The organism is Campylobacter sp. 2014D-0216, from assembly GCF_014931215.1.
GTDB lineage: Bacteria > Campylobacterota > Campylobacteria > Campylobacterales > Campylobacteraceae > Campylobacter_D.
Map to the genome: position 1 here is coordinate 1,301,247 of NZ_CP063089.1, position 17,662 is coordinate 1,318,908.

Below are 17,662 nucleotides of genomic sequence, written 5' to 3' on the forward strand. Positions count from 1 at the left end.
ATTAAATAACACAAAAAGGATAAAAATGAAAATTTTAATCACCGGTGGCGCAGGATACATAGGCTCTCATACTTTAAAACAGTTTTTAGAAACAAATCATGAAATTTGTGTATTAGATAATCTTTCAAAAGGTAGTAAAAAAAGCTTAGATGAACTTTCTAAAATCAGACCTTTTAAATTTTTTGAGCAAGATTTAAGTGATTATGCTGGGATTAAAAAACTTTTCAAAGAAGAAAAATTTGATGCAATTGTGCATTTTGCAGCAAGCATTGAAGTTCCTGAAAGCATGGAAAATCCTTTAAAATACTATATGAACAACACTGCAAACACAAGTAATCTAATCCAAACTTGTCTAGAAACAGGTGTGAAAAAATTCATTTTTTCTTCAACCGCAGCGACTTATGGAGAGCCACAAACTCCTATCGTAGACGAACAAAGCCCATTAGCACCGATCAATCCTTATGGACAAAGCAAACTTATGAGCGAAAAAGTCCTACAAGATGCTAATATGGCAAATCCTGAATTTAAATACTGCATTTTAAGATACTTCAACGTAGCGGGTGCTTGCATGAGCTATCCTATAGGTCAACGCTATCCAAAAGCTACTTTGCTTATCAAGGTTGCTGCTGAAGTAGCCACAGGAAAAAGAGAAAAACTTTATATTTTTGGCGATGATTATAATACCAAAGATGGTACTTGTATTAGAGATTTTATCCATGTTGATGATATTTCAAGCGCACATTTAGCTGCTTTAGAATACTTAGAAAACAACGAAAGCAACATCTTCAACGTAGGTTATGGACACGGTTTTAGCGTAAAAGAAGTGATCGAAACCATGAAAAAAGTAAGCGGGGTAGATTTTACAGTAGAACTTGCACCAAAAAGAGCCGGAGATCCTTCTGTGCTTATTTCAAATGCGGATAAAATCAAAACTCTAACTAACTGGAAACCAAAATATGATGATTTAGAACTAATCTGCAAAAGTGCTTATGAGTGGGAAAAACAGTGTTAAAAAAACTTTTTTTTATACTCGATGCTCACGATAAAAGATTTTTATTTGCTTTGCTAATTTTTTCTATTTTTATAGGATTTATAGAAAGCTTTGCTATTTCTTTGATCATGCCTTTTGTATCAGTAGCAAGTAATTTTGAGCTTTTAGAAAAAAGCTCTTATTTTCAACCTATATATGAGTATTTTAATTTACCAAGTTACAAGATCGTTGCTTATTTTGGCTGTATATTAATTGCCTTTTATATTTTTAGAGCCTTTTTAAATGCCTTTTATTTTCATTTACTAGCACGCTTTTCTAAAGGGCGTTACCACAGCCTTGCTTGTCGTATTTTTGACAAATATCTACATCTTGAATATGAAAATTTCACCAATAAAAACCAATCAGAACTTTTAAAAACCATTACTCAAGAAGTTTTTCACTTAAGTACTTTAATTAGTGCTTTTTTGCTTATGTTAAGCGAAAGTTTTGTGGTGTTTTTGCTTTATGCTTTATTGTTAATTATCAACTATAAAATCACCCTAGCTTTAAGTGCTTTTTTACTTTTAAATGCTTTTATTTTGATCAAAATCCTCTCGCCCTTAGTAAAAAAAGCTTCCATAGCTAGAGAAGAAGCGATGAAAAATTATTTTGAAATTTTAAATGCAAATTTAAACAATCTTAAAATCATCAAACTCAAAACCAAAGAACAAAGCACACAAAAACTTTATGAAATTCAAAGTGGACTCTTTGCCAAAGCAAACATTAGCAACGAAAGCATGGCAAGTATACCTAGAATTTACCTTGAAAGTATAGGTTTTTGTATGCTTTGTTTTATTGTGGTATATTTGGTTTTAAGATATGAAAGTGACATTTCCTCTATCTTAGCAACCATTACTATTTTTGTAGTGGCTCTTTATAGACTTATGCCAAGTGCTAATCGCATCATCACAAGTTACAATGAAATCACATATTATAAAAACTCTTTAGATATTATTTATAATATGCTTAATGAAAAAGAAGAAAAGTTAGGCGATGAAAGTATCGAATTTAAAGAAAAAATCGTTTTAAAAAACCTTTTCTTTGCCTACAAGGGTAAGAAAAATTTATTTAAAAATTTAAATTTTGAACTAAAGAAAAATGAAAAAATCGCTTTTATAGGCAAAAGCGGTAGTGGTAAAAGTACTTTAGTTGATCTTATCATAGGACTTTTAAAACCAAGTGATGGAGCTATTTTGGTAGATGGGGTCAAACTCGATGAAAATAACATCAAAAGTTTTAGAAGTAAAATCGGCTACATACCTCAACAAATTTATCTTTTTAATGATTCTATTGCAAAAAACATTAGCTTTGGAGAAGAAATCAATGAAGCGCTTTTACACAAGGTGATCAAACAAGCTAATCTTGAAAGCTTTGTGAATTCGCTTGAAGAGGGAATACATACAAAAGTGGGTGATTCGGGTTCTTTTTTAAGCGGGGGTCAAAGACAAAGAATAGCCATAGCAAGAGCACTTTACCAACAACCTGAAATTTTAGTTCTGGATGAAGCAACTAGCGCACTTGATCAAGAAAGTGAAGCAAAAATCATGGAAGAAATTTATAAAATTTCAAAAGACAAAACCCTTATCATCATAGCTCATAGACTTTCAACTATACAAGGTTGTGATAGAGTATTTGAAGTAAATCATGGGTATTTAAAGGAAAAAATATGAAAATCACTTTCATTATAGCCACTTTAAATTCAGGTGGCGCTGAAAGGGTTTTGGTTACTTTGGCTAATGAACTTTGTAAAAACCATGAAATAAATATTATCAAATTTCATAAAGAAGACTCATTTTATAAGCTTGATCCAAAAATCAAACTTTTTACTCTAGAACAGTTTGATTTTTCTACGCTTTATAACAAAATAGTTTCACGTATTAAAAAATTCAATGCCTTAAAACAAGCACTCAAAGAGCATAAGAGTGATGTTTTTATCTCATTTTTAGACACTACCAATATCGCTTGTATTTGGGCAAATAAAGGCTCAAACACACCTTTAATCATCAGCGAACATAGCTCTCATACTTATTTAAAATCCAAAATTTGGAAATTTTTACGTCGTATTAGCTTTCCATATGCAAATGCTTTAACCGTGCTAAGTAATGATGATAAAAGCTATTATGAAAACTTTGTCAAAAAAGTTGTCAATATGCCAAATCCTTGCCATTTTAACCTCACAGAAGAAAAGCTAGAAAAAGAAAACAATGTCATCTTTGTAGGCAGGCTTGATCATAATAAAAATGCTTCTATGTTTTTAAAAGCCATAGCAAGGCTAGACATCAATCTACAAAATCAATATCGTTTTTTTATAGCAGGCGATGGGGAATTAAGACAAGAACTAGAGCAAGAAGCTGAAAAATTAAAAATCAAAGTTCATTTTTTAGGTAAAATCGAAAACATACAAGAACTTTATAAAAAAGCAAAAATACTTTGCCTCTGTTCTTTCATAGAAGGCTTACCAACGGTTTTACTTGAAAGTTTATACTATCAAGTAGCACGTATTAGCACAAAATACGTAAGCGGCCATAAAGATTTAATCGATGATAAAAAAGATGGGTTTTTAGTAGATTTAAATGATGAAAAGGCTTTAAGTGAAAAACTCGCGCTTTTAATGCAAGATGAAAATTTAAGAAAAACTTTAGCACTTAATGCACAACAACGATGTAAAGACTATGAAGTAACAAATGTAGTGCAAAAATGGCTTGATTTAATCAATGAAACAAGGCTTAAATAATGAAAAAACTAGCAATTTTTATTTATTCTTTAGGAAGTGGTGGCGCTGAAAGGGTTGTTTCAACCTTATTACCTGTGTTAAATTTAAAATACGAAGTGCATTTGATTTTAATGAATGATAAAATTTCATATGATATTCCTGAGGTAAATATTCACTATCTTGAAAAATCAAGCCCAAGCGAAAGCAATCTAGCTAAATTTTTAAAGCTTCCTTTACTTGCTATAAAATACAAAAAACTTTGTGAAGATTTAAAAATAGATTTGCAATTTGTGCTATTAAATAGACCTAATTATATTGCATTAATGGCAAAATCTCTAGGTCTTAAATCAACCCTTATTATCAATGAGTGCACAACGCCAAGTGTGATTTATAAGCATAATAACCTAAACTCTATAATCAATAAATTTCTTATCAAAAAACTTTACAACAAAGCTGATTTGATCTTAGCAAATTCCTTAGGAAATAAAGAAGATTTATTGCACAATTTCAACATAGAAGCCAAGAAATGTGACATTTTATATAATGCTATAGATTTAGAAAGTATTATAGAAAAATCTAAAGAAGCAATCGACTTTAAAGAACCTTTTATACTTAGTGTTGGTAGACTTGATCATGGTAAAAATCACGCCATGCTTATAAAAGCTTATGCGAAAGTTAAGACTGATTTAAAACTAGTCATTTTAGGTGAAGGAATTTTAAAAGATAAACTTTTGGCTTTAATTGAGGAGTTAAATTTAAAAGACAAAGTTTTTTTACTCGGTTTTGACAAAAATCCTTATAAATATATGAGCAAATGTGACTTTTTTGCTTTTGCCTCAAGCTTTGAAGGTTTTTCAAATGTCCTAATCGAATGTCTAGCTTGCAATAGCGCTGTGCTTTGCACTGACCATAAAAGTGGTGCAAGAGAATTGTTTTTAGATGATGAATTTGGACTTTTAGTTCAAGTAGATGATGAAAAAGCTATGCAAGAAGGCTTAGAGAAAATGTGCAACGATGAGGCATTAAAAGCCACTTATAGAGAAAAGGCTTTCTTACGTGCAAAAGAATTTGACAAAATAAACATAGCAAAACAGTTATTTGAATTTTTTAATAAGGCATAAAATGAAACTGCAACAAAATTTCACGGATAATAATTCTATCAAATACACCTGTATATTGATTTTTATCGCTTTTGCTTTTAGCGTATTATGCAGACTTTATTGGGTAAGCTGGGCAAGCGAATTTTATGAGTTTTTCTTCAATGATCAACTCATGATCACTACTAACGATGGTTATGCTTTTGCAGAAGGCGCAAGAGATATGATAGCGGGGTTTCACCAACCTAATGATTTATCATATTTTGGAAGTTCACTTTCTACTTTAACTTATTGGATTTATAGTATATTGCCTTTTAGCTTTGAAAGTATTATTTTATATATGAGTACTTTCTTTGCTTCTTTGATTGTTGTGCCTATTATATTAATCGCAAGAGAATACAAACTCACCACTTATGGGTTCATAGCAGCTTTGCTTGCTAGTATTGCAAATAGCTATTACAATCGTACAATGAGTGGGTATTATGATACTGATATGCTTGTTTTGGTTTTACCAATGCTCATTTTATTAAGCTTTATACGATTAACCATCAATAAAGATATCTTTACTTTACTTTTAAGCCCTATTTTTATCATGATTTATTTATGGTGGTATCCTTCAAGCTATTCTTTGAATTTTGCTATGATAGGACTTTTTGGATTATACACACTTATACTACACCGAAAAGAAAAGATTTTTTACCTTGCCATTGCTTTAATGATCATAGCTTTAAGTATGTTAGCATGGCAATATAAACTTGCATTGATTGTATTATTATTTGCTATTTTTGCCTTTAAAGAAGAAAAAATCAATTTTTATATGATTTGGGCTTTGATTTTTGCAAGTATTTTGATTTTATTTATAAGCGGTGGCTTAGATCCTGTTTTATACCAACTCAAATTTTATGTCTTTAAAGCCGCTGATGTGCAAAATTTAAAAGATGCGGCTTTTATATATTTTAATGTTAATGAAACCATCATGGAGATCAATACTATCGATCCTGAAGTATTTATGCAAAGAATTAGCTCTAGTGTTTTAGTGTTTCTTCTTTCTTTTGTAGGTTTTATTTTATTTTGTAAAGATCATAAAAGCATGCTTTTAGCTTTACCTATACTTGCATTAGGATTTATGGCTTTAAGAGCGGGACTTCGATTTACCATTTATGCGGTTCCTGTTATGGCTTTAGGTTTTGGTTATTTTTTGTATGTATTTTTTCATTTTTTAGAAAAAAAACAAATCAAACCAAGCTTGAAAAACAAAAATATCTTACTAATACTAATCACATTTTTTAGTATTAGCCCTGCTTTAATGCATATATATTCTTATAAGTCTTCCACTGTTTTCACTTCTTATGAAGCTCAAATTTTAAATAATTTAAAAAGCAAAGCACAAAGAGAAGACTATGTTATTGCATGGTGGGACTATGGATATCCTATCCGTTATTATAGTGATGTCAAAACCTTAATCGATGGCGGTAAACACCTAGGAAAAGATAACTTCTTTTCTTCTTTTGTTTTAAGTAAAGAGCAAGCACCAGCTGCTAATATGGCAAGGCTTAGCGTAGAATATACAGAAAAATCCTTTAGTGAGCATTATCCTGATGTTTTAAAAGCTATGGTTAAAGATTACAACCAAACAAATGCCACAAGCTTTTTAGAGAGTTTAAATGACAAAAACTTTCAATTTGATACTAATAAAACAAGAGATGTTTACATCTATATGCCTTATAGAATGTTGCGTATTATGCCTGTGGTAGCTCAATTTGCCAATACAAATCCAGACAGTGGCGAACAAGAAAAAAGCTTGTTTTTCTCTCAAGCTAATGCCATAGCACAAGACAAAACTACAGGATCAGTTATGCTTGATAATGGCGTAGAAATCATCAATGATTTTAGAGCTTTAAATCTAGAAGGTACAACCATACCTTTAAAAGCCTTTGTAGATATAGAATCAATCACCAATGGCAAGTTCTACTATAGTGAGATTGATCCAAAAGCACAAATTTACTTACTGTTTTTAAGAGAATATAAAAGCTTTGTTATTTTAGATGAAAGTCTTTATAATAGTGCTTATATACAAATGTTTTTACTTAATCAATATGATCAAGATTTATTTGAACAAATCACCAATGATGCAAGAGCAAAAATTTATAGGTTAAAAAGATGAGAATAGGAATTTTAACTCATAGTGCAATGAGTGTGTATTATTTTCGCCTTGCACTCACTAAAGCCCTAGAAAAAAACCACCATGAAGTGATAATCATTACTCCCAAAGATGATTTTGCCATAAAATTGCAAGAATTAGGCTACAAGGTTTGCTTTTATGATTTGGCAAGATCAAGCGTAAATCCTTTGGTGGTATTTAAAAACCTACTAAGTTTAAAAAACATACTCAAAGATTTAAATTTAGATCTTTTACAAGCAAGTGCACACAAAAGCAATACAACAGGTATCATAGCAGCTAAAATGGCAGGCATTCGATACACTTTTGGCTTAGTTGAAGGCCTAGGGAGTTTTTATATCGATAATGATTTTAAAAGCAAACTAGTAAGAACAAGCATTAACCTACTCTATAAAATTTCTTTTAAACTTGCTAATGGCTTTATCTTTGTCAATGATAGCAATGCTTTATTTATGAAAAATCTAGGATTAAAAGAAGAAAAAATCAAGATCATCAAGTCCGTCGGTGTTAATTTAAAACAATTCTTACCTTTAAAAATTAGTACTGAAGAAAAACAAGCTTTTTTAAAAGAACACCATATGCCTGATAAACCCATTGTGCTAATGATATCAAGAGCGCTTTGGCATAAGGGTATTAAAGAATTTTACGAAGCGAGTAAAATTTTAAAAGATAAGGCAAATTTTATCTTAGTAGGTGGGGCTGATGATAATAAATCTTGCGCACCAATGGATTTTTTAAACTCGGCTAATGTTTTTTACTTAGGAGCAAGAAGTGATATTGCGCATTTATTAAACCTGTGTGATATTTTTGTTTTACCAAGCTATAAAGAGGGTTATCCACGAACCGTTTTAGAAGCACAAGCATGTAAAAAAGCGTGCGTAGTTAGCGATGCAGAAGGTTGCATAGAAGCGGTAAGCAATGCCATAGATGGACTAGTTTGTAAAAGCCAAGACAGTGATGATTTAGCAGAAAAAATTCAAATTTTATTAGAAGATGAAAAACTAAGAAATACTTTAGCGCAAAATGCCTTTCTTAGGGCGCAAAATTATGATGAAAATATCATAGCTTTGAAATATCTTGATTTTTATAGAGGTTTTGCAAATGTATAAAAATGGTTTGAAACGAGTATTTGACTTTATGTTGGCTTTGATTTTATTAGTTATTTTTTTACCTTTTATAGTGCTTATTGGTATTGTTTTAAAAATCGTTCAAGGTAGCGTACTTTTTAAACAAGCAAGACCTGGCTTAAACGAAAAAATATTTTATATCTATAAATTTAAAACTATGAGTGATGAAAAAGATGAAAACGGGGAATTACTTCCTGATGCATTACGCCTAAAACCTTTTGGAAAACTAGTTAGAAGCTTGAGTTTAGATGAATTGCCACAACTTTTTAATGTGTTAAAAGGCGATATGAGCTTTATAGGTCCAAGACCTTTACTTGTAGAGTACCTACCCTTATACAACCAAGAACAAAAAAAACGCCATGATGTAAGACCGGGTATTACAGGTTGGGCGCAAATTAATGGGCGAAACGCTATCTCTTGGGAGCAAAAATTTAAATACGATGTTGAATATGTACATAATTGCTCTTTTTTATTTGATCTTAAAATCTTTTTTATGACTATTGTTAAAGTGCTTAAAAGAAGTGGAGTCAACAAAGAAGGTGTTGCCACAACGGATAAATTCAATGGACACAACTAAAAGTATTTATATATATGGTACAGGAGGGCACAGTTTAGTCTGTGTTGATGTAGCTAAAAATCTAGGATATGAAAAAATCATTTTTCTAGATGATAATAAAGGATTAAAATACCATTCAAACTTAGAAAAACATGATATGTTTATTGCTATTGGAGCTAATCATATCCGAGAAAAACTTTTCAAAAAAGCAAAAGAAGATGGATTTAGATTAGTAAATTTGATACATAAAAGTGCTATTATTAGTCCTAGTGCTTTTTTAGATGATGAGGGTATATTAATCATGCCAAATGTAGTAGTTAATGCTAAAGCTAGCATTACAAAAGGTGTGATCTTAAATACTGCTTGCGTGGTTGAGCATGAGTGTTTTGTAGGTGAGTTTAGCCATATTAGTGTTGGAGCTAAACTCGCTGGAGCAGTTAACATAGGTAAGCGTTGTTTTTTAGGAATTAACTCAAGTGTTATTCCTTGTGTAACTTTATGTGATGATATAACTTTAGGTGCAGGTGGAGTGGTCGTTAAAGACTTAAAATCTAAAGGCATTTATGCTGGAGTTCCTGCTAAAAAAATAAAGGAGGCAAAATGAGATTTTTTTTATCAGCACCACATATGAGTGGTAAAGAATTAGAATACATACACAAAGCTTTTGAAAGCAACTATATAGCACCTTTAGGTGAGTTTGTAAATGCCTTAGAACAAAGTATTAAAGACTACACAAAAAGCTCTAATGCTCTTGCTCTAAATGCAGCCACAGCAGCTATTCACTTAGCTTTAAGAGTTTTAGGCATTAAAGAAGGCGATGTGGTTTTAGCCTCAAGTTTTACCTTTATCGCTTCAGTAGCTCCAATCTCATACATGAATGCTACGCCAGTGTTTATTGATTGTGATGAAACTTATAATTTAGATGTAAATTTATTAAAAAAAGCTATCAAAGAAAGTCCTAAAAAACCAAAAGCACTCATTTTAACTCATCTTTATGGCAATGCCTCTAAAATGGATGAGATTGTCCAAATTTGCAAAGAAAATGAAATTTTCTTGATCGAAGATGCTGCAGAAGCTTTAGGAAGCTTTTATAAAAATAAAGCTTTAGGGACTTTTGGAGATTTTGGAGTATATTCATTTAATGGCAATAAAATCATCACAACAGGTGGTGGTGGTATGCTTGTAAGTGAAAATCATGCTAATCTTGAAAAAGCAAGATTTTACAGTACCCAAGCTAGAGAAAACTGTCTTCACTATGAACATAAAGAATACGGTTATAACTATAGAATGAGTAACATCCTAGGCGCAATCGGAACTGCTCAAATGGAGGTTTTAGAAGAAAGAGTAAATAAAAAGCGTGAAATTTACAGCTGGTATAAAGAATTTTTAAATGGTACTTTTACTTTTTTAGATGAACTTGAAAACACCAAATCTAACCGTTGGTTAAGTACTGCTTTGCTTGATTTTGATTCAAATAAATTAAATACTTGTGAAAAACACTATATTTGTGATCATAAAGCAGTCAAAATTCAAGATAACATTTTAAAAATCATACAAGTTCTAAAAGATAATCAAATCGAAAGTCGTCCACTTTGGAAGCCAATGCATTTGCAAGAACTCTATAAAGGTTGCAGTGCTTATTTAAATGGAAATAGTGAGTTTTTCTTTAGTAATGGAATTTGCCTTCCAAGTGCAACCACTATGAGTAAAGCTGATGTAGAAGAAGTTTCTACTTTAATCTTAAATACCCTAAAGGACTAAGATGGATTATAAAAGCAAACGCCTAGGTTTTTTTCTAGGTGCAGATATCTTACTTTTTGTTATAAGTATTTATTTATCTTTTTCTTTACGCTTTAGTGCAGATATCCCAAGTGAGTTTTATGAGGGAATGTTTAAAAGTGCTGTGATTTTAATTTTGCTTAAAATTCTTTTTCTAGCTTTTTTTAGAATTTATCAAGTTGCATGGAGATTTTTTTCTCTAAATGAAGCACGTAAATTAGTTATCGCTTTGGCTTTAGCTGAACTTGTATTTTTAGCGATTTATTATTTTTATGATGATTTTTTTAATCCCTTCCCAAGAAGTGTTATAGGAATAGACTTTGTTTTATCATGTATGCTAATTGGAAGTTTACGCATTAGTAAAAGAATGATTGTAGATTTTAGAAAACCAAAATACAACGAAGAACATCCTTGTATTGTAGTAGGTGCCACCTCAAAAGCTTTGCATTTGCTAAAAGGTGCTAAAGAGGGAAGCTTAGGACTTTTTCCTGTAGCCGTAGTAGATGAACGCACTAATTTAATAGGTACTTATTGTGATAAATTTATAGTTGAAGAAAAAGAAGCGATTAGAAAATATACTGCTGAAGGTATTCATACTGCCATTATTGCTTTAAAACTCGAACAAGAAGAATTAAAAAAGCTTTTTGATGAGCTTATCGCTTATGGAATTAACGATATAAAGCTTTTTTCTTTTACGCAAAATGAAGCAAGAGATATAAGCATCGAAGATTTACTAGCACGTAAACCAAAAGACTTAGACAATGCTTGCGTGATTGATTTTATTAAAGATAAAGTGGTTTTAGTTAGCGGCGCTGGTGGAACTATAGGTAGTGAGCTTTGCAAGCAGTGTATTAAATTTGGTGCCAAACACTTAATTATGCTAGATCATAGTGAGTATAATTTATACAAAATCAACGATGAATTAAGCTTGCATAAAGAAAAAATTGAACCTATTATGATGAGTATTTTAGATAAAGAAGCTTTAGAAAAACTCATTAAAGAAAAAAACATAGATTTGATTTTACATGCAGCAGCTTATAAACATGTGCCTTTGTGTGAGCAAAATCCACACTCGGCTATTTTAAATAACATCATAGGCACTAAAAATTTAATCGATCTTGCTAAAACTTACAAAGTGGCTAAATTTGTTATGATAAGCACAGATAAAGCCGTAAGACCAACCAATATCATGGGTTGTACGAAAAGAATTTGTGAGCTTTATGCACTAAGCTCAAGTTGTGAAAATTTTGAGGTAGCATGTGTGCGTTTTGGTAACGTTTTGGGTTCAAGTGGAAGTGTGATACCTAAATTTAAAGCTCAAATTGCGGCTAATGAGCCACTTACGCTTACCCATCCTGATATAGTACGTTATTTTATGTTAGTAGATGAAGCTGTACAACTTGTTTTGCAAGCTGCGGCCATTGCAAAAGGTGGGGAGTTGTTTGTACTTGATATGGGCGAACCTGTAAAAATTATGGATTTGGCTAAAAAAATGCTTTTACTTTCTAATAAAAAACTAGAAATCAAGATCACAGGGCTTAGAAAAGGCGAGAAACTTTATGAAGAACTTCTAATTCATGAAGATGATTTAAAAACCCAATATGAAAGTATTTTTGTAACAACAAGTGAGATAAAAGATTTAAATATTTTAAATCAAGAAATAGAAAAATTACTCCAAAGTGCAGATCCTGCTAAAGTTTTGAAAGAGATCGTACCTGAATTTAATCATAATAAAAATGGAGAGTGATTAAATTCTAATTTTATTTTAAAATGTTATAATATAATCTTTAATTGATTAATAAAAATAAAAACGATACAATTACATCTTATGTAATTAGATCGAAATAAAGGAAAAAAAGTGAAATTATTAGTAGTTGATGATAGTTCTACCATGAGAAGAATAATCAAAAACACTCTTGTAAGACTAGGTCATAAAGATGTTTTAGAAGCTGAGCATGGTGTAGAAGCTTGGGATTTACTTTCACAAAATGATGACATTAAGGTTTTAATTACTGATTGGAATATGCCTGAAATGAATGGACTAGAACTAGTTAAAAAAGTAAGAGCGGAAGAAAAATACGCCGATATGCCTATTATCATGGTAACAACAGAAGGTGGTAAGGCAGAGGTTATCACAGCCTTAAAAGCAGGTGTAAATAACTACATTGTAAAACCTTTCACACCTCAAGTATTAAAAGAAAAACTTGAAGATGTTTTAGGGACAAACGAAGGCTAATTATAAGTTTTTATGCAAACACATTATCACGAACTTTTTTTTCAAACAGATGAGGAATATCTAGAATTATTCCTTGATCTTATTTTTTCTTTAGATATAGATGCCATAGAAGAAAAAAACAATGGTATCTATATACGCTCCGAAGAAGATTTAGAACTCATTCAGATAGCTTTAAAAAATTTTCATCAAAAATTATGTGAAAAGTTAAACACTAACATTTTCTTTAGCTCAAGCTTAGAAAAAAAAGAAAACAAAAACTGGATAGAAGAATACAAAAAAGGCATTCAAGCTCTAACTATAGATAATATTCATATCCATACCACTTGGCAAGAAGCTAAAGAAGATAAGATTAATATTGTCATAGATCCTGCACTCGCCTTTGGTTCTGGACATCATGAAAGTACTTACACTTGCATAGAATTTTTACAAAAATACACAGATAATTCTAAATTTTGTTTAGATGTGGGTTGTGGAAGTGGGATTTTAAGCATCATCATGGCAAAACTTGGTGCAAAAGTACAAGCATGCGATACAGATGAACTAGCTATAGTTGCCAGTAAAGAAAACGCACAGTTAAACCACGTAAACTTTGATGATATTTGGGTAGGTTCTGTTAATAAAAGCTTACATAAATATGATATAGTAGTAGCAAATATCATCGCTGATATTTTAATCATACTAGAAAAAGATTTAAAAGAAAAAACCAAAGAAGGCGGAATTTTAATCTTATCTGGTATTTTAAATAAATACGAAGAAAGAATTAAAGATAAATTCAAAGATTTAACTTTGTTAGAATGTAAACACAAAGGAGAATGGTTGAGTTTAGCTTACAAAAAGGAAATAAAATAATGAATAAAAAGTCAAACGATCCAAAAGATAATCAAAATAATAATAGCTTTTTCAATAGAAATCCTATTTTTATTTTTGCTATTTTTGCTATTGTGATGATTCTTTTATTTAAAGGATTTTCAGATGATGGTAGCATGGGCATTATGGGCGGAGAAAATACCAAAAAGGTTACTTATTCTGAATTAAAAACCTTAATCGAAAACAATCAAATCGCCCAAGTTAACATAGGTCAAACTACCGTCAAAGCAGTTTCCAAAGCAGGAAATATGGTATATATCACTAAAAAAGTTGCAAATGATGCCACTTTTGTACCTTTGCTTGATTCAAAAGGTGTTTCATATGGTGCTTTCAATGAAAGCAATTGGTTTATAGATATCTTGCTTTCTTGGGTTTTACCAGTGTTTATTTTCTTTGGTATATGGATGTTTTTAGCTTCTCGTATGCAAAAAAATATGGGCGGATCTATACTTGGTATAGGAAGTTCTAAAAAACTTGTAAATTCAGAAAAGCCAAAAGTTAAATTTAATGATGTAGCTGGTGTAGAAGAAGCAAAAGAAGAAGTTAAAGAGATTGTAGATTTTTTAAAATATCCTGAAAGATACATCAATCTTGGTGCAAAAATTCCAAAAGGTCTTTTACTTGTAGGTCCTCCAGGTACAGGTAAAACTCTACTTGCAAAAGCTGTTGCAGGTGAGGCTGATGTGCCATTTTTTAGTGTATCAGGCTCATCTTTTATAGAAATGTTTGTAGGGGTTGGCGCTTCAAGAGTAAGGGACTTATTTGAAAATGCAAAAAAAGAAGCTCCTGCTATTGTTTTTATCGATGAAATCGATGCTATAGGAAAATCGCGTGCAGCAAGTGGCATGATGGGTGGAAATGATGAGAGAGAACAAACTTTAAATCAACTTCTAGCAGAAATGGATGGCTTTGGAACCGAAAGTTCTCCGGTAATTGTATTAGCCGCTACTAATCGTCCTGAAGTACTTGATGCGGCTTTACTTAGACCTGGCCGTTTTGATAGACAAGTTTTAGTAGATAAGCCTGATTTTAAAGGTAGATGCGATATTTTAAAAGTACACATGAAAGATGTTAAAATTTCACCTGAAGTAAAAGTAGAAGATATTGCAAGATTAACCGCAGGACTTGCTGGTGCTGATTTGGCAAACATCATCAATGAAGCAGCTCTACTTGCAGGTAGAGATTCTAAGAAACATGTAGAACAAAAAGATTTAGTTGAAGCAGTGGAAAGAGCCATAGCAGGACTTGAGAAAAAATCACGCAGAATTAATGATAAAGAGAAAAAAATAGTAACTTATCACGAATGTGGTCATGCCTTAATCGCTGAAACCACAAAAGGTGCTAAAAAAGTAAGTAAAGTTTCTGTTATACCTCGTGGCTTAGCAGCTTTGGGTTATACACTCAATACTCCCGAAGAAAATAAATTCCTAATGCAAAAACATGAACTTTTGGCTGAAGTTGATGTGCTTTTAGGTGGTCGAGCAGCCGAAGAGATTTTCATTAAAGAAATTTCAACCGGTGCGAGTAATGACCTTGAGCGTGCTACTGATATCATCAAAGCTATGATTTCTATGTATGGTATGAGTGAAATAGCAGGTTTAATGGTGCTTGAAAAACAAAGAAATACTTTCTTAAGTGGTGGTCAAACCATTAAAGATTACTCAGACAAAATGGCACAAGATCTAGATGAGTATGTAAAGAAAACTCTAGATGAACGCTATATAGGAGTAAAAGAGACTTTAAAAACTTATAGTGGCGCCATAGAGGTAATGGTACAAGCGCTTTATGAAGAAGAAACCATTGATGGTGCAAAAGTAAGAGAGATTATTAAAAATTATGAAGAAGAAAACAATCTTCCAACGCGCTTAGAAGAAAAAGAACAAGAAGTGGCTAAGGAAAACTAATGAAAATAGATTTTATTGCAAAGGCGGGTTGGGGTTTACTCATAGTTCTAGCTATAGTCTTTGTAATAGCTCAACTTATATGGGGATTTTCTTGGCTATTATGGTGTATTTTTATACTTTTTGCTTGTCTTTTTAGATCAAGCACAATTAATCACATCGCTGATTCAAATACCATCATAGCACCCATAGAAGGAAAGATCAAATGCATTAAAACAAGCTCTTATAAAGAACTTGGTGAATGCATTGAAGTGCAAATTATAAATAACATTACTCATCAAGGTGCTATTGTAGCACCACTTCCTATGGATATAGAAGAAACAAGAATTAGACATGGAATTTTTTTATGTCCATTTATGAAAAACACTCATTTAATGGGTGAGAGAATGTTATTTTTATCTCGTTCTAAAGGTAAGCAGTGGGCTTTGAGAATTATATTTGGTGCACTCAATCGAAAAACTCATTTAAATGAGTTTGGTCATCATTTAAACCATGGTCAAAACATCGGCTTTATGTTTGATGGTAGCGTAAGCTTACTACTTCCAAAAGACACTAGAATATGTATTAATGAAAATGATAAAGTCCGCGTAGGCGCATTGATAGGGTATTTAAATCCATGAATTTTAAGTTAATTTACATTTTACCAAATCTTTTTACCGCAGCTTCAATATTTTTAGGTATCATTTCTGTGATTGCCTCAATCAATCAAAATTTTGATAAAGCTTTGATTTATATCATTTTATCATTAATTTGCGATGGTTTAGATGGGCGTGTGGCAAGAGCTACCAATTCAACTTCTAAATTCGGAGTTGAGTTTGATTCATTGGCAGATTTGATTGCTTTTGGTGTTGCGCCTGCTATGCTTTTTTACATGAGTATAGGTTATGAGTATGGTCGTTTTGGCTCTTTAATAGCGGGTTTATTTGTGGTATTTGGCGCTATACGTTTAGCAAGATTTAATGTAACCACAGGAACTTATGAGCCTTCAGTTTTCATAGGACTTCCTATACCAACGGCCGCAGTTGTAAGCGCATTATGGGTTGGCGCTTATTTGTATTATGATTTTTTACATAACTTTTCTTTAATGATAGTATGTATTCAAATCCTTTTAGCTTTTTTAATGGTCAGCAACATAAGATACCCAAGTTTCAAAAAGATTGATCTAAAAAGAGCAAATGTATTAAAAGTGTTAATTCTTTTAGTGATCTTATTTTCTATGCTTTATTTGTACTTCTTAGAAAGTGCCTTAATTGTAGCAAGTTTATACGTGTGCTATGGACTTGTGCGTAGCTTTTTTACTTTAATGCGTAAATTTAAAAAAGATTAGATTTTATTTTCACTTCATTTTTTAACAATATACTTTTTATTAATTTTACTAAAAAGGGGTTAAAGATGAATAAAAACAAATTATTCAGACAAATTCACATTTATATTAGTTTATTTTTCCTACCTTTGGCTTTTTTATATGCACTTACAGGTTTTGCATATATAGCAGGTTTTAATGGAGAAAGTGGTGCTAAGGTTCAAAATTATAAAGTTCAAGCGATTATCCAAGAAGGTGCTGAAGCAGAATTTTTAATTGATTTTTTGCAGAAAAATAACTTAAAACTTCCATCATCTCTAGAGCCTAAACTCAACAAAAAAAATGGAGCCATAGAGCTTGGTATTATCAACTATACTGCTAGTATTCTTAAAATTTCAGAGAATAACTATGAGATTACCACTAAGACAAGAAGCTTGCTTGGCAATATGGTTTTACTACATAAAGACAAAGGTATGTGGTATTTTTCCGTACTTGGTTTAGCCTTTGCTTTAGCTATGGTAGTGCTTTATATTTCGGGTATTTTAATCACGCTTATTGCTATACGTAAAGATAGAGCAAAGCAAATTGCTGTTTTAGGAGCTGGTTTTATCATAACTTTGCTCATAGCTTATCTTAGTGTATAAATTTAAGGTATATCTTATAAAAAATAAGATATACTTTCCCTTTTAAAAGGACAGATGGGTGAGTGGCTGAAACCACACCCCTGCTAAGGGTGCAGATCTTAACGGGTCTCGAGGGTTCAAATCCCTCTCTGTCCGCCACACTGCTAATTCAACTTTTATAAAATCTTTAAATTTACCCTAATTCAACTCGATAAGGTTGTTATAAAATGCTCTATTTTGCTAAGAAGTTA

The 17,662-nt window shown here is 31.6% G+C and carries 16 protein-coding genes and 1 tRNA gene; all 17 read left to right on the forward strand.

Features of this window, described 5'->3' with window-relative positions; translation table 11 throughout:
• The first annotated feature begins 25 nt into the window (after window positions 1-25).
• Entirely contained in the window at window positions 26-1,012 is a 987-nt protein-coding gene (galE, locus tag A0083_RS06530) for a UDP-glucose 4-epimerase GalE (protein WP_039626879.1), read from the forward strand.
• Window positions 1,006-2,700 (forward strand): BC-type lipopolysaccharide transporter PglK, encoded by a 1,695-nt coding sequence (gene pglK / locus A0083_RS06535; RefSeq protein WP_197552922.1) that lies wholly within the window; start codon window positions 1,006-1,008, stop codon window positions 2,698-2,700. The genes galE and pglK overlap by 7 nt, the downstream gene beginning before the upstream one ends.
• Window positions 2,697-3,764: a GalNAc-alpha-(1->4)-GalNAc-alpha-(1->3)-diNAcBac-PP-undecaprenol alpha-1,4-N-acetyl-D-galactosaminyltransferase gene (pglH, locus tag A0083_RS06540; protein ID WP_120759916.1), complete on the forward strand. Its 1,068-nt coding sequence runs from the start codon at window positions 2,697-2,699 to the stop codon at window positions 3,762-3,764. The genes pglK and pglH overlap by 4 nt, the downstream gene beginning before the upstream one ends.
• Complete coding sequence (gene pglJ / locus A0083_RS06545) at window positions 3,764-4,864, forward strand: N-acetylgalactosamine-N,N'-diacetylbacillosaminyl-diphospho-undecaprenol 4-alpha-N-acetylgalactosaminyltransferase (protein ID WP_197552924.1); 1,101 nt, start codon at window positions 3,764-3,766, stop codon at window positions 4,862-4,864. Before pglH ends, pglJ begins: the two co-directional genes overlap by 1 nt.
• A 1-nt stretch (window position 4,865) precedes the next feature.
• The gene (gene pglB / locus A0083_RS06550; protein WP_197552926.1) at window positions 4,866-7,004 is read left to right on the forward strand and encodes an undecaprenyl-diphosphooligosaccharide--protein glycotransferase; all 2,139 of its coding nucleotides are present in this window, start codon (window positions 4,866-4,868) and stop codon (window positions 7,002-7,004) included.
• Window positions 7,001-8,128, forward strand: a complete 1,128-nt coding sequence (gene pglA / locus A0083_RS06555; RefSeq protein WP_197552928.1) for a N,N'-diacetylbacillosaminyl-diphospho-undecaprenol alpha-1,3-N-acetylgalactosaminyltransferase — start codon at window positions 7,001-7,003, stop codon at window positions 8,126-8,128. Before pglB ends, pglA begins: the two co-directional genes overlap by 4 nt.
• Entirely contained in the window at window positions 8,121-8,723 is a 603-nt protein-coding gene (pglC, locus tag A0083_RS06560; RefSeq protein ID WP_197552930.1) for an undecaprenyl phosphate N,N'-diacetylbacillosamine 1-phosphate transferase, read from the forward strand. The genes pglA and pglC overlap by 8 nt, the downstream gene beginning before the upstream one ends.
• Window positions 8,710-9,306 carry a UDP-N-acetylbacillosamine N-acetyltransferase gene (gene pglD / locus A0083_RS06565; RefSeq protein WP_197552932.1) on the forward strand — a complete coding sequence of 199 codons (597 nt, stop codon included), beginning with the start codon at window positions 8,710-8,712 and terminating at the stop codon, window positions 9,304-9,306. The genes pglC and pglD overlap by 14 nt, the downstream gene beginning before the upstream one ends.
• Window positions 9,303-10,463 (forward strand): UDP-N-acetylbacillosamine transaminase, encoded by a 1,161-nt coding sequence (gene pglE / locus A0083_RS06570; protein WP_197552934.1) that lies wholly within the window; start codon window positions 9,303-9,305, stop codon window positions 10,461-10,463. Before pglD ends, pglE begins: the two co-directional genes overlap by 4 nt.
• Window position 10,464: 1 nt before the next feature.
• The gene (pglF, locus tag A0083_RS06575; RefSeq protein ID WP_120759928.1) at window positions 10,465-12,228 is read left to right on the forward strand and encodes a UDP-N-acetylglucosamine 4,6-dehydratase (configuration-retaining); all 1,764 of its coding nucleotides are present in this window, start codon (window positions 10,465-10,467) and stop codon (window positions 12,226-12,228) included.
• Between the two features lie 111 nt (window positions 12,229-12,339).
• On the forward strand, window positions 12,340-12,717 hold the full coding sequence (locus tag A0083_RS06580) for a chemotaxis response regulator CheY (protein WP_012661962.1): 378 nt from the start codon (window positions 12,340-12,342) through the stop codon (window positions 12,715-12,717).
• Window positions 12,718-12,729: 12 nt separating this feature from the next.
• Window positions 12,730-13,566: a 50S ribosomal protein L11 methyltransferase gene (locus tag A0083_RS06585; protein ID WP_197552936.1), complete on the forward strand. Its 837-nt coding sequence runs from the start codon at window positions 12,730-12,732 to the stop codon at window positions 13,564-13,566.
• Complete coding sequence (gene ftsH / locus A0083_RS06590) at window positions 13,566-15,488, forward strand: ATP-dependent zinc metalloprotease FtsH (protein WP_197552938.1); 1,923 nt, start codon at window positions 13,566-13,568, stop codon at window positions 15,486-15,488. The genes A0083_RS06585 and ftsH overlap by 1 nt, the downstream gene beginning before the upstream one ends.
• Window positions 15,488-16,105: a phosphatidylserine decarboxylase gene (locus tag A0083_RS06595; RefSeq protein WP_197552940.1), complete on the forward strand. Its 618-nt coding sequence runs from the start codon at window positions 15,488-15,490 to the stop codon at window positions 16,103-16,105. The genes ftsH and A0083_RS06595 overlap by 1 nt, the downstream gene beginning before the upstream one ends.
• A complete protein-coding gene (gene pssA / locus A0083_RS06600) occupies window positions 16,102-16,812 on the forward strand; it encodes a CDP-diacylglycerol--serine O-phosphatidyltransferase (protein ID WP_120759932.1) in 711 nt (236 codons plus the stop codon). Before A0083_RS06595 ends, pssA begins: the two co-directional genes overlap by 4 nt.
• 65 nt (window positions 16,813-16,877) lie before the next feature.
• Window positions 16,878-17,432, forward strand: coding sequence for a hypothetical protein (locus A0083_RS06605; RefSeq protein ID WP_120759933.1), 555 nt, complete (start codon window positions 16,878-16,880; stop codon window positions 17,430-17,432).
• Window positions 17,433-17,480: 48 nt separating this feature from the next.
• A tRNA-Ser gene (locus A0083_RS06610) sits at window positions 17,481-17,570 on the forward strand.
• Window positions 17,571-17,662 lie beyond the last annotated feature (92 nt).